This window comes from Streptomyces sp. SID13726 (genome assembly GCF_010548375.1).
GTDB lineage: Bacteria > Actinomycetota > Actinomycetes > Streptomycetales > Streptomycetaceae > Streptomyces.
The window spans coordinates 477327-490622 of record NZ_JAAGLY010000002.1 but is presented as its reverse complement, the minus strand read 5'-3'; the positions used below and the strand labels follow the sequence as shown (position 1 = coordinate 490622).

Below are 13296 nucleotides of genomic sequence, written 5' to 3'. Positions count from 1 at the left end.
CGAAAGAGACGAAGCGATGACCCAGCCCGCGCTGGCCGACGTACTGCCCCTCACCCCCCTCCAGGAGGGGCTCCTCTTCCACGCCGTGTACGAGCACGAGCGGGACGCCGCCGACGTGTACCTCGTACAGCTGGTCTTCGAACTCGAAGGCCCGGTCGACGGCGCGCGGCTGCGCGCCGCCTGGCAGGCCCTGCTGGACCGGCACCCCAACCTCCGCGCCGCCTTCCGGCGCCGCAAGGGCGGCGCGCCCGTCCAGGTCGTCCCGCACCGCGCGACCCTGCCCTGGACCGAGACGGACCTCGACACCGAGGAGACGTGGTCCCGGCTGCTCGACGAGGACCGCGACCGCGGCTTCGACCCGGCCACCCCGCCCCTGCTCCGCTGCACCCTCGCCCACCTGCCCGACGGACGGCACCGCCTCCTCGTCACCCACCACCACATCCTGCTCGACGGCTGGTCGGTCTCCGTCCTGGTCCGCGAACTCCTCGCCCTCTACGAGAAGCCGGGGGCCGACCTGCCGCCCGCCCCCGCCTACCGCACCTTCCTGGAATGGCTGGGCCGCCAGGACCGCACCGCCGCCGAGAGCGCCTGGCGCACCGCCCTCGACGAGGTCACCGAACCGACCCGGCTGGCCCCGCCCAACCCCGGCCCCGGCCCCCTCGCCCAGGCCCGCGCCGAACTGCCCGAGGCCACCGGTGCCGCCCTCACCGCCCTCGCCCGCAGGCTCGGCGTCACCGCCAACAGCCTGGTGCAGACGGCCTGGTCGATCCTGCTCAGCCGGACGACCGGCCGGAACGACGTGGTGTTCGGCGCCACCGTCTCCGGCCGCCCCGCCACCCTGCCCGGCGTCGAGTCGATGGTCGGCCTGTTCGTGAACACCGTCCCGGTGCGCGTACGACTCCGGCCCGACCGCTCCCTGAGCGACCTGCTGCGCGAGGTCCAGGACGGCTACATCGGCCTCCTCGACCACCACCACCTCGGCCTCGCCGACATCCAGCGCACCACCGGACTGCCCGAACTCTTCGACACCCTCGTCGTGTTCGAGAACTACCCGATGGACGAGGCCGCCCGGCCCGGCGCCGACAGCCTCCGCATCACCGGGACCAGCGGCCGGGACGCCACCCACTACCCCGTCACCCTGGTCGCCTTCCCCGGACCACGTCTCCGCTTCCGCCTGGCCCACCGCGAGGACCTCTTCGAGTCCGGCTGGGCCGACGCCCAACTCGCCCACCTGGTCCACATCCTGGAGACCGTCGCCACCCACCCGGAACTCCCGCTGGGCCGCCTCGGCCTCCTCGACCCCGAACACGACCCCCGGCCAGATCCGGCCACGGAACCGGCGCCCGCGACCCGCACCCTCGCCGAGCTCTGGACGGCCCAGGCGACGGCCACACCCGACGCCGAGGCCGTACGAGCGGGCGCCACGAGCCTGTCGTACGGCGAACTCGACGCACAGGCGGCACAGTTGGCCCGCCGCCTCACCTCGCTCGGCGCCGGTCCCGAGCGGGTCGTCGGGATCGCCCTGCCGCGCACGCCCGACCTGATCGTGGCCGTCCTCGCCGTACTGAAGTCGGGGGGCGCCTATCTGCCGCTCGACCCGGCGTACCCGAAGGACCGGCTCGCGTACATCGTCGAGGACGCCCGGCCGGTTGCCGTACTGGCCACGGCCGATACGGCGGAGGTGCTGCCCGAAGGAACCGAACTGGTCCTGATCGACGGGGAGATGACCGAGGCGCAGGACCCGCCGACGTGCGCCCGTCCCGACAACCTCGCCTACATCACGTACACCTCCGGCTCCACCGGCCGCCCCAAGGGCGTCCTCGCCACCCACCGCAACGCCGTCGAGTTCGTCGAGTGGACCCACCGCGCCTTCGGCCCCGAGGCGTTGAAGAAGGTCCTCTTCTCCACCTCCCTCAACTTCGACGTCTCCGTGTTCGAGATCTTCGCCCCGCTGCTGTGCGGCGGACGTATCGAAATCGTCGACAACCTGCTGGCCCTCACCGCCACCGGCACCGACGCGGGCCTCGTCAGCGGTGTGCCCTCGGTGATGGCGGGGGTGGTCGCCGAACGCCCCGAGGCCGCGCCGCACACCGTCGCCCTGGGCGGCGAGCCCATCCCCGCGCAACTGCGGACGGACCTCGAAACCGCCTTCCCCGGCGCCCGGTTGGTCAACTTCTACGGACCCACCGAGGCCACGGTCTACGCCACCGCCTGGCGCTCCGACGAGGATCCCGCGGAGGGCTCACCACCCCTGGGCCGTCCCCTCGCCCGCAACCGCGTCCACCTCCTCGACCAGGCCCTGCGCCCCGTACCAGACGGGATCGTCGGCGAGGTCCACATCGGTGGCGGCGGACCCGCCCGCGGCTATCTCGGCCGACCGGGACTCACCGCCGAACGGTTCGTCGCCGATCCGTTCGGGGCACCGGGGGAGCGGATGTACCGCACCGGAGACCTCGCCGTACGCGGCCGGGACGGGCGGTTGCGGTTCGTCGGACGCGCCGACCATCAGGTGAAGATCCGCGGCTTCCGGGTCGAGCTGGGCGAGATCGAGGCTGTGCTCGGCGCGCATCCCGCCGTCGCACAGGCGGCGGTGACGGTACGTCAGGACACGCGCGGTGAGAAGCAGTTGGTGGCGTACGTCGTGGGTGCCGCCGAGCCGAGCGGGCACCTGACCCGTACGGCCCCGTCGGAGACCGCCCTGCGGGAGCACCTCGCCCGCGCACTCCCCGCCCACATGGTCCCCTCCGTGATCGTGCCGCTCCCCGCCCTCCCGCGCACCGCCAGTGGCAAGACCGACCGCACGGCCCGGCCCGACCCCGCCGCCCCGGCCGCCACCACCAGTGCCCCGCGCACCCCGAACGAGGAACGGCTGCGCACGATCGTCGCCGACGTCCTGGGCCTGGACCCCTCCCGCGTCGGCGTCCACGACAGCTTCTTCGACCTCGGCGGGCACTCCCTGCTGACCCCGCGCCTGACCGCACGCATCCGCACCGATCTCGGCACCGAAGTGCCGTTGCGCGCGGTGTTCGACACCCCGAGCGTCGCCGGACTGGCCCAGCGGCTGCGGGGCGGCACGTCGGGCACGGCGCCCCTGGACGCCGTACTGCCCCTGCGCACCCGTGGCACCAGAGAACCCCTCTTCTGCCTCCCGCCCGCCTCCGGACTCGCCTGGGGCTTCGCCGGACTCGCCCGCCACCTCGACCCCGAACGGCCGCTGTACGGGCTCCAGTCGAAGGGGCTGATCCCGGGCGACCCGCGCTCCGGCAGCCTGCGGGAGACGGTCGCGGGGCACATCGCCCGCATCCGCGAGATCCAGCCCGAGGGGCCCTACCACCTGCTCGGCTACTCCATGGGCGGCCTGGTGGCGTACGACGTCGCCGTCACCCTCCAGCGCGACGGCCACGAAGTCGCCCTCCTCGCCATGCTCGACGCCTTCCCCGGCGTCTGGATCGACCGGGGCGCCCGCGCGGCCGACCGGCCCGCACTGCTGCGCAGCCTGCTCGGCATCCTGGGCCGGCCGCTCCCCGACGACTCGGAGCACCTCACGGACGCCCGGTTCGCCGAACTCGTGCGCCGTGTCCCCGACATGACCGCGAGCCTCGACGACGCCGAACTGTCCGCTCTCGTCGAGGTCACCGCCGGGAACCGGCGGCTGATGGAGGAGTTCGCTCCCTCGTCGTACCGCGGTGACCTGCTGTTCTTCACGGCCGCACAGGATCCGGACACGCATCCGGAGCGCCACCACGCATGGCGGCCGTACGTCGACGGACGCGTCGACAACCACGACATCCCGTGTGTCCACGGGGAGATGACCCGGCCGGGCCCGCTGGAGCGGATCGGCCCCGCACTGAACACCGCGACCCATCGGAGGAGCCCCGTATGAGCACCAACCCGTTCGACGACGACACCCTGGAGCACTTCGTCCTCGTCAACGACGAGGGACAGCACTCCCTCTGGCCCGCGTTCGCCGAGGTCCCGGCCGGCTGGACGGTCGTGCACGGCCGGGCGAGCCGTCAGGAGTGCGTGGCGTACGTCGAACAGCACTGGACCGACATGCGCCCGACCAGCCTCGTCACCGCGATGGGCGAATAGGGCACGTACGCAAGGGACTTGGAAGGTGGGACGCAGATGACCGCGCGGCGGACGATCGCAGCCGGGGAACTGGACACGCTGGACCTGGCCGATCCGCGGCTGCACGCCGAGGGCGACCTGTCCGCCGTGTGGCGCCGGCTGCGGGAGGAGGAGCCGGTCCACTGGAACCCGGCGACGGACGGCCGGCCCGGCTTCTGGGTGGTGACCCGGCACGCCGACGTCACCGCCGTGTACCGGGACAACGCCCGCTTCACCTCCGAGGGCGGAAACGTCCTGGAGACACTGCTCGCCGGCGGCGACTCCGCGGCCGGACGGATGCTCGCCATCACCGACGGGCCCAAGCACACGGGGCTGCGCCGGCTCCTGATGTCGGCGTTCACCCCGCGCGCCCTCCAGCCGGTGGTGGCGAGCGTGCGCCGTACCGTCGACCGGTTGCTGCGGGAGGCGATCGAGAAGGGGAGCTGCGACTTCGCCGCCGACGTGGCCGCGGGCATCCCCCTCGGCGCGATCTGCGACCTGCTCGGCGTGCCGGAGAGCGACCGCGCCTACGTGCTGAGCCTCACCTCTTCCGCCCTCGGCTCCCACGACGCCGACGGCACCGCCGCCGACACCTGGATCGCCAAGAGCGAGATCCTGCTGTACTTCGCCAACCTCGCCCGCGACCGCCGGGACAGCGGGCACGCCGACGTCATCGCGCTGCTCGCCGGAAGCAAGGTGAACGGGTTCCCGCTCGACGACGACGAGATCATGCTCAACTGCTACAGCCTGATCCTCGGCGGCGACGAGACGGCCCGGCTGTCGATGGTCGGCGCCGCCCTGGCCCTGGCGGAGCACCCCGAGCAGTGGCAGGCGCTCAGGCGGGGCGACGCGGGAGTCGACACGGCGGTGGAGGAGATGCTGCGCTGGACGACCCCCGCGCTGCACTCGGGCCGTACGGCCACGGCCGCCACCGAGATCGCGGGCCGTGCCGTCGGCGAAGGGGACATCGTGACGGTGTGGAACGCCTCCGCCAACTACGACGAGCAGGTCTTCGAGCATCCGGACCTGCTGCTCCTTGACCGCACCCCGAACAAGCACTGCACTTTCGCCTACGGCCCCCACTTCTGCCTGGGCGCCTACCTCGCCCGCGCGGAGATCGGAGCCGTCCTGGAGGGCCTGCGCGACCAGGTCGCCGACCTGGAGCAGACGGGCCCGGCGAAGCCGGTGTACTCCAACTTCCTGAACGGCCTCAGCTCGCTGCCGCTGACGCTGAAGGCAGCGTGACGGCGCCGAAGGAGGACGGGACCGTCACTGCTGCTCCCGCGCGGCGGACCGCCGGGCGACCTCGGTCCGCACCGTCTCGTGGAGTTCGTCCGCGGTGAAGCCGAGGTCACGCAGGATCCGCGCGGCCGGGCTCTCGGTGACGCGGATCAGTCCGAGCAGGGTGTGTTCGGTGCCGACCCAGTCGTGGCCGAGGTCGGCAGCCGCGCGCACTGTCTCGTCGATTGCCTCCTTGCCCTCCGGCCGGAAGGGGATGTGCCCCCGCAGCGCCTTCTCCCCGGCCGGCGGAAGCGCTGCCTCGATCGCGTCCCGGACCCGCTGCTCCGAGTTGCCCTTCGCCACCATCACCTCATAGGCCAGCCCCTGCGGCTCACCGAGGAGCCCGAGCAGCATGTGCTCGGTCCCGATGGAGTCGTGCTTGTGAGTCCGCGCGGCCTCCTGCGCCAGCACGATGCTGTGCCGGTTGAGATTCGTGAACCGTTCGAACGGCGCGGGCGTGTGCCGCTGCTGCGCGGCCTGCTTGGACACCCCGATGGCGTCCCCGATCTGCGTCCACGACGCACCGGCCTGCTTGGCCTTCCCCACGTAGTGATCCATGAGCTGATCACCGAGATCGGCCAACGTCTGCGCCCGCAGATGCGCCTCACTGATACGAGCCAGGTTGTCCGCGTCCGGGAGTTCCTCGTCGAGTCGTGCGATCAGGTCGGCGAGGCTGATGTTGAGAGGAGTCATGCGTCAAGCGTAGGTTGACGATTCGATGTCGTCAATCTGTGGTTGACGCCCGCTTCGGTCGACGGCACGAAGGGCGTCGTCTCCTCTTCGTCAGACCCGCTCGATGCCCGCCCCATAGCGCCGAAACTCCGGAAACAACACCACCAGCGCCACCGCAGCCCCGGCAGCCAGCACGCCCCCACCCGCGACCACCCACCCCGCCCCGAAGGCCGCCCCCGCCATGCCGTGCAGCAGATCGCCCAGTCGAGGCCCTCCCATGGCCACCACCGTGTCGAGGCCCTGGAGCCGGCCCCGCATCCCGTCCGGGACGGCGGTCTGCAACACCGTCTTGCGGAAGACTCCCAGCGCGAGGAGCGCCCCTCCGGCCAGTAGCAGCCACCCCACCGCGGGGAGCAGCGAACCGGCCGACCCGAACCACGCGATGGCCAGCCCCCACACGCCGACGGACACCGCCACGGCGACTCCGTGCCGGGTGACGCGGGTGAACGCCCCGGAGACGAGCCCGGCCAGCACACCACCGGCCGAGACGGCGGCGTACAACACCCCGATGTCGGACGGGTGGTACGTCTCCTCCGCCAGTTGCGGGAAGAGCGCGGTGGGCAGGGCCAGGGAGAGCGCGGCGAAGTCGGCCAAGTAGGTCACGAGGAGGATCTGACTTCGTGTCACATAGCCCACTCCGTCAAGGATTTGACTCAGGAAGGGGGCCCGTCGACGACCCGTGGAGCCCACGGGTGGCAGCGCCGGCAGCCGCCACACCGCCCACCCCATCGCCCCCATCGCGACGGCATCCGCCAGATACAGCGTCCCGGCCCCCGCCACCGGCAGCAGCCCTCCCGCCAACAGCGGCCCGGCGATCCCGGCCGACAGGGTCACCAGCGACTGCAACGCGTTGGCGGCGGGCAGGAGTTCGGGCCGGACCAGTCGAGGCGTGACGGCTCTGCTCACCGCGGTGTTGGCTCCGAACAGGGCCTGCTGGACAGCCACCAGCGCGAGGAGCACCCCGACCGACCGCAGATCCGCCCACGCCTGTGCCCAGAGCAGGAGTGAGGTCGCGCCGATGCCGATCGTGGTCGCGAGCAGCACCCGCCGCCGGTCCCGTACGTCGGCGAGCACCCCGCCCCACAGCGCGGCCACGGCCATCGGAGCGAAGCCCACCAGCGCGGCCAGCCCCACATAGGCCGACGATCCGGTGATCTCGTAGATCTGCAACGGTACGACCACCGCCGTCAGTTGAGCGCCCAGGCCGGTCACCGTCCCGGCCAGCCACAGCCGCCGGAACCCGTCGACCCGCAGCGGCCGCACATCGACCAGCACCCGCCCGCAACGCACCATGCGGCGATGTTGCGGGCTCACCTTGGGGCAAGGTCAATGCGACCCGGCGCGTCACCCCGCAGGCGGCGCCGTGCTCCCCCTCACCACCAGGCTCGTCGGCACCAGATCGGTCCCGGGCCGTGCGCCACCGTGGGCGCGGATCTGCTGGAGGACCTTCTGGACACAGCGGTGGCCCACCTCGGCGAAGTCCTGATGGACGGTGGTGAGCGGAGGGACGAAGAACGCCGCGTCGGGGATGTCGTCGAAACCGACCACGCTGACCTCGTCCGGCACCGACCGGCCCCGCTCGTGGAAGGCGCGCAGCAGCCCCAGCGCCATCTGGTCGTTGGCGGCGAACACGGCCGTACAGTCCGGCTGTCGGGCGAGCGCGAGCCCGGCCGTGTACCCCGACTCCGCCGACCAGTCGCCGTGCAGCGGCGGCGGCACCGGCCGGCCCGCCTCCTCCAGCACCGCCCGCCACGCCTGACTCCGCCGCTGCCCGGCGAAGGACGCCTCGGGGCCGGTGACATGCCATACGGTCCGATGGCCCAGGTCGAGCAGATGGCGTACGGCCTTCCGCGCGCCGTCCGCCTGATCGGTGTCGACCACGCTGTAGCGGTCGCCGGCGTCGGAGTCCACCACGACGACATGCACCCCGGGCGGCAGCTGGACCGTCCCGGTGTCGAGCAGGTGGATCTCCATGATGACGATGACGGCGTCGACCGCCAGCTCGCCCATGCGGGTGAAGGCGCCCAGGACGTTGTCCTGCGTCGGCACGTCGATCGGGATCAGGGTGATCGCGTACCCCTCGGCCGCCGCGTGTGTGGCGATCGCCTCCACCGTCCGGCTGTTGCCGGTGGAGGACAGGCTGAACAGGATCACGCCGATGGTGTTGAACTGGCCGTAACGCAGGGCCCGCGCCGCGCTGTTGGGCCGGTAGCCCAGCTCCCGCATCGCCGCGAGGACCTGCTCGCGCGTCGAACTGATCACCCCGGGGTGACCGTTGGACACCCGGGACACCGTCTGCGAGGAGACACCCGCGCGCTCCGCGACGTCGGCCATGGATACCCGCTGCTTGCGCCGCCCACCGGGGACACCGGACCCTCCCCGTTCCACCACTGCTGCCTCCTCCGATCGAACTCCGACCGAGCCCGGACCCGACTTCCGCCGAGCCCGGACCCGATTCCCACCGAGACCGGACCCGACTCCCACCGAGCCGGGCCCCGACTCCCACCGAGCCCAGGCCCGACGCGACCCCGGCGCGCCCTGTCACCTACCGCACCGGATGTTACGTGTGGGAAACCTTGACGGTCGCCGGGGCGGATGCCACGATTCCGGCGCCGTCATGTTTACGTAAACATGCTGTCATTCCGAAAGGGTTTGGTCGATGCGCAAGACCCCCGTCAGCACCCGTCGCGCCCCGAGGCTCCGTGCCTCGCTCGTCGCCCTCGCGGTCGCCGCGATCAGTGGCGCCACCCTCACCGGCAGCCCCGCGTCCGCCGCCGCGCCGACCATGGACACGACCCAGTTCAAGGGCGTGAACTGGGCCGACCCGCGCGACAACTTCGCCGACGACGAGCTCCAGCTGTCGGGCCTGTCGACCTCCGACAGCTACGCCCGGACGTACACCAAGGCCACCCGCATCATCGCGGCGTTCCGCGCGAACCTCGGTGCCAACACCGTCCGGCTGCCGATCAACCCGTACACCGTCAACGGCTCCTACTGGAAGTCGTACCGAGGCGTCATCGACGCGGCGACGGCCCAGGGCTTCAAGGTCATCGTGTCCTACTGGGAGGGCACCGGCGACCGCAAGGACGGCTTCATCGACGACGAGGCCACCTACTGGCCCATGTGGAACACCGTGGTCAAGGCCTACAAGCACAACTCGCGGGTCTACTTCGAGCCGATGAACGAGCCGCACGGCTACACCGACACGCAGTGGGCCGACATCGCCGCGAAGTGGCTGAACACCTACAAGTCGGTGCCCCGCAACCGCGTCTTCGTCAGCGGCGCCGGCTACAACGACCACGTCACCACGGTGTGCGCCGACCCGCGCCTGAAGGGCACCTACCTGTCCCTGCACCACTACGGCTTCTGGAAGTCGTACGCCACCTACGACGAGTGGGTCGCCGACCTGAAGGTGCGCATCGGTGACTGCGCGAACCGGACCGTCGCCGACGAGTTCGGCGCGCCGATGACGACCGGTCTGAACTACAACGTGAAGACCCCGGACGACAACTTCGTCAACTACATCCAGGCCGTCACCGACACCTTCCGCGAGCTGAAGATGGGCTCGGTGTACTGGCCGGGCCTGCGCACCGACGACATCTACTCGATCCAGAAGCTCGTCGGCCCGGCCAACCGGCCGTGGCTGGAGACCACCAACAAGACCGGCGCGGACCGTCTCGCCTGGGCGTGGGGCCGCGGCAAGCCGGTCAAGAACTGACCTGCCGCCCGGCCGGCCACGGTGCTTTCGGGCACCGTGGCCGACTCGCGCCCTTCCCACACCCTCCTGAGCTGCCCAGACTCCTGGGAAGGAGCACAGGGGGGTGACGCCGTGGTCAGGCGTGGACGGGGTGCGGCCGCTCAGCGCCGGCGGACGCGGCGCCGGGGGTGGGGCGGCGCGGTGGCGTCGGCCCTGCTGGTGATCTTCTGGACGAGCGTGTGGCCGTATCTGCTGGGTGTCCTGCTCGTCGGTGCCGCCGTGGCCATCGGCTGGTGGCTGTGGCGCACGGACCGGCTCGTACGGGGCCGGGACCGGCTCCGGCGGCAGGAGGAGGCGGTACGGGCCGGCCGCCGGACCCTCGCCGAGGTCGACGGCATGACGGGCACCGAGTTCGAGGAACTGGTCGCGGAGCTGTGCCGGCGGGACGGATGCACGGAGGTCCGGCGGGTCGGCGGTGCGGGGGACAACGGCGCCGATGTCCGCGGACGGCTGCCGGACGGCCGGACGATGGTCGTCCAGTGCAAGCGGTACGCCCCGAGCCGCGCCGTCCCGACCCGGGAACTGCGCGAACTGCTGGGCGCCCGGGTCCACTTCGGCGCCGATCTGGCCGTCCTGGTGACGACCTCACGCTTCACCGGGCCCTCGGTGAGGTTCGCGCTGGAGCACGGCATCCTGCTGGTCCACCGCGACCTTGTCGGCGCCTGGAACAGCGGGGCCTCTCTCGTGTCGCTGAGCGCGGTGAACGGCAGGGGACAGGGGGACGCCCGGTACCGGCGCCGTATCGCGTCCGAGCAGTGACGGGACGCGCGGGCGTGGGCTTGATTCCGTCCTGTGGCGGGCGGGAGCCGTTGCCACAATGAGTGGCCCGTCGCCGTATCCAGGGAGTCGACCATGCGTAGACCCGCTGTGCTGTTGGCCGTCGCCGTCGCCCTCGGTGTCCCGTTGACCGCACCGGCCCCGGTCGCCTCGGCCGCGAGCCCGACCACCGAGGTCGTCTGCCAGGACTGGTCCGGGGCGCCGCAGTACATCCGGCACATCTACCTCAACGCGGAGAACCCGTCCGCCGTACGGGACTTCGACGAGCACCCGGAGAACCTCACCTGCTACGAGTGGTCCGGCTCGGCTCCCGCCACGATCCAGTACTCCATCAGCTATGTCATGAACGGCGTCGACCACCCCGACGGAGTGACGGAGATCCTCACCATGGGCCACGGCTTCGGGTGGACCCCCGCGATGCCGGGCTACGTCTACCGCGCGAGCTTCACACTCGTTCCCTGACGCCGCTCGTCGACAGGGCCGGTCGCCGGGGAGACGCAGGTCACATCCGTGCGTGTCACATCTCGCCGAGGCATTCAGTCATAGGTGTGTAGCCATCGACAACGGCAAAGGAGCACACCATGGAAGCCCGACTGAACGTCTTCGCCAGCCCGCTGTCCGGCCGGTTGATGAAGCACTTCGGTGCGGCGGGCAAGGTGGTCACGGACTCGGGAGTGCCGGCGGCGACCCAGGAACTGGTGAAGATCCGGGCCAGCCAGATCAACGGCTGCGGGTTCTGCCTCGACATGCACACCAAGGAGGCCGCCGCCGCGGGCGAGACCGTGCAGCGCCTGCACATGGTCGCCGCCTGGCGTGAGGCCAAGGTCTTCAGCGAGGCCGAGCGCGCCGCACTGGAGCTGACCGAGGAGGGCACCCGCCTCGCCGACGGGACCGGCGTCTCGGACGAGGTCTGGGGGAACGCCGCCAAGCACTACGACGAGGACCAGCTCCTCGCCCTGGTCTCCCTGATCGCCCTCATCAACGCCTACAACCGGCTGAACGTCCTGACCCGGCAGCCGGCCGGCGACTACGTGGTGGGCCAGTTCGGCTGACGGACCACCACGGGCCCCGGCTGACGGAGCACCGCAGGCCCCGACTGACGGACCACACCGGCCCTGAAGGGCTGCCGCCGGCGCGCGACGGCGGACACCCTTCAGGGCCCGGCCCGGGTCACACCTCCCGGTGCTCGATCCCCAGCAGACTCGCCGCGGCCCCGAAATCGGCCCCGTGCCGTCCCACCGCCAGCGACCAGTGGTGCCCCACGCCCGTGGCGCTCCACGCGTCGACCCACTCGCCCGGGTCCCGGCCGAAGTCGACCCGGCTGGTCGTGTTGCCGATCTCCAGCACCGGTCCCGGCACGACCGTGCCCTCGGACGTGATGAACGACAGGCTGCCGTCGGCGTCCTGACCGAGCCCGAGCAGGGTGACCGGCCCGTGCCGGACGTCGAACTCCACGCTGACGCCCCAGCCGCGCTTGCCGTGGTACACGCCCAGTCCGCGCAGCAGCGGGTCCCGGGCGCTGACCGCGAGATGGGCCGGCCCGTCATGGCCCATCTCCACCACGCCGTCCTCGAAGTCGAGCGCCTGGATCTCCGTGAAGGAACCCCCGGCGCCGATGCTCTGCGAGGCCAACTGGGCGATGCTGGTGCGCAGTTCGAACTCGCCGGCCGCGGGCACTCCCCGGGCCGTGAGCAGCGAGGCGCCGAGGATCATGCCCGCGCCGAGCCGCTCGTGCAGTTCCCCGTCGAGCCCTCGGTGGTAGTACGCGAGGGTGTCGAGCCCGAAGTCCGCCACCAGCCGGTCCAGGGCCACCGACACGGTCGCCCCCCACGCGAAGTCCTCGTCGACCACGCTGTCGTCGACGGTGAAGAGCTTCCGGGCCAGCGCCACCCGCTCCCGGGTCTCGGCCTCCGTCACCTTCTCCACCCGGTGCCGCAGATCGTCGAACTCCAGCACCTCCACATGCGAGCCGAACGTCGTCGACAGCAGCGTCGGATCGGTCTGCACGTCGAGCATCCCGGGATACACGTGCCCCATCAGCCCGTGCCGCGCGTGCCTGAGCGCGGCCCGGACGTGTGCCGCCCGCACCCACCGCTCGACCCGCCGCCACGCCGACTCCTGGCGCAGCCAGCCCGACACCGACCGGAAGGGGATCCCGGCCCGCCGGAAGACGTTGCCGACCTCCGGCACCGAGCACTGCGAGCAGTACGCCAGCCAGGCGCCCGTGTCGAAGGAGGCGTGGTCCATCCGCTCGGACGGCTGGAGGTCGACGACCAGGACCGGGGTGTGCGAGCGCTGGGCGATCGGCAGCACCATCGACGAGGTGAGATAGGTCGTGAGGAAGAGCACGATCAGATCGCAGTCCGCCAGCCGCAGCTTCTCCGCCGCGGCCGCGCCCTCCTGTGCGTCGGAGACGAACCCGGCGTCCGTCACCTCCGCGTCCAACTGCTCCAGGCGCTCGGCCACATACGCGGCCGACTCCTTCAACTGCGGCAGCAGGTCCGGGAATTGCGGCCAGTACGTGCCGAGCCCGCCGGACACCAGTCCGATCCGGGTACGGCGCCGTGTCACGGGAGGCAGCGACTCACGCAGGACAGCGGCTCGTTCGGTGGCGCGGGGGTCGGTCGTCGCCATGTCGG

At 71.6% G+C, this 13296-nt stretch carries 11 protein-coding genes; 7 read left to right on the top strand and 4 right to left on the bottom strand.

All coding sequences use genetic code 11. The annotated features are described in order from the left end of the window. Positions 1-16 precede the first annotated feature (16 nt). The 3 genes from G3I78_RS06260 to G3I78_RS06250 are packed head-to-tail and all read left to right on the top strand — an operon-like array spanning position 17 to position 5355. Positions 17-3883: a non-ribosomal peptide synthetase gene (locus G3I78_RS06260; RefSeq protein WP_164421777.1), complete on the top strand. Its 3867-nt coding sequence runs from the start codon at positions 17-19 to the stop codon at positions 3881-3883. After that, positions 3880-4092 (top strand): MbtH family protein, encoded by a 213-nt coding sequence (locus G3I78_RS06255; RefSeq protein WP_164421776.1) that lies wholly within the window; start codon positions 3880-3882, stop codon positions 4090-4092. Before G3I78_RS06260 ends, G3I78_RS06255 begins: the two co-directional genes overlap by 4 nt. 36 nt (positions 4093-4128) lie before the next feature. After that, complete coding sequence (locus G3I78_RS06250) at positions 4129-5355, top strand: cytochrome P450 (protein WP_164421775.1); 1227 nt, start codon at positions 4129-4131, stop codon at positions 5353-5355. A 24-nt stretch (positions 5356-5379) separates the two neighbouring features. Here the strand turns inward: G3I78_RS06250 and G3I78_RS06245 are convergent, their stop codons facing one another. The 3 genes from G3I78_RS06245 to G3I78_RS06235 all read right to left on the bottom strand — a co-directional run bounded on the left by G3I78_RS06245 (position 5380) and on the right by G3I78_RS06235 (position 8457). Next, a complete protein-coding gene (locus G3I78_RS06245) occupies positions 5380-6084 on the bottom strand; it encodes a Clp protease N-terminal domain-containing protein (protein ID WP_164421774.1) in 705 nt (234 codons plus the stop codon). Between the two features lie 90 nt (positions 6085-6174). Continuing rightward, positions 6175-7416, bottom strand: coding sequence for an MFS transporter (locus G3I78_RS06240; protein WP_203614416.1), 1242 nt, complete (start codon positions 7414-7416; stop codon positions 6175-6177). 51 nt (positions 7417-7467) lie between these two features. Beyond that, complete coding sequence (locus G3I78_RS06235; protein WP_203614414.1) at positions 7468-8457, bottom strand: LacI family DNA-binding transcriptional regulator; 990 nt, start codon at positions 8455-8457, stop codon at positions 7468-7470. Between the two features lie 325 nt (positions 8458-8782). Between G3I78_RS06235 and G3I78_RS06230 the strand changes: the two genes are divergently transcribed. The 4 genes from G3I78_RS06230 (at position 8783) to G3I78_RS06215 (ending at position 11709) form a co-directional block, all read left to right on the top strand. Beyond that, positions 8783-9841, top strand: a complete 1059-nt coding sequence (locus G3I78_RS06230) for a cellulase family glycosylhydrolase (protein WP_164421772.1) — start codon at positions 8783-8785, stop codon at positions 9839-9841. A 180-nt stretch (positions 9842-10021) separates the two neighbouring features. Then, positions 10022-10639 (top strand): restriction endonuclease, encoded by a 618-nt coding sequence (locus G3I78_RS06225; RefSeq protein ID WP_164421771.1) that lies wholly within the window; start codon positions 10022-10024, stop codon positions 10637-10639. 93 nt (positions 10640-10732) lie between these two features. Continuing rightward, a complete protein-coding gene (locus G3I78_RS06220; protein WP_164421770.1) occupies positions 10733-11119 on the top strand; it encodes a hypothetical protein in 387 nt (128 codons plus the stop codon). 119 nt (positions 11120-11238) lie between these two features. Then, positions 11239-11709, top strand: coding sequence for a carboxymuconolactone decarboxylase family protein (locus tag G3I78_RS06215; RefSeq protein WP_164421769.1), 471 nt, complete (start codon positions 11239-11241; stop codon positions 11707-11709). Positions 11710-11827: 118 nt separating this feature from the next. Here the strand turns inward: G3I78_RS06215 and G3I78_RS06210 are convergent, their stop codons facing one another. Then, a complete protein-coding gene (locus G3I78_RS06210) occupies positions 11828-13291 on the bottom strand; it encodes an L-fucose/L-arabinose isomerase family protein (protein ID WP_164421768.1) in 1464 nt (487 codons plus the stop codon). Positions 13292-13296: the final 5 nt, after the last annotated feature.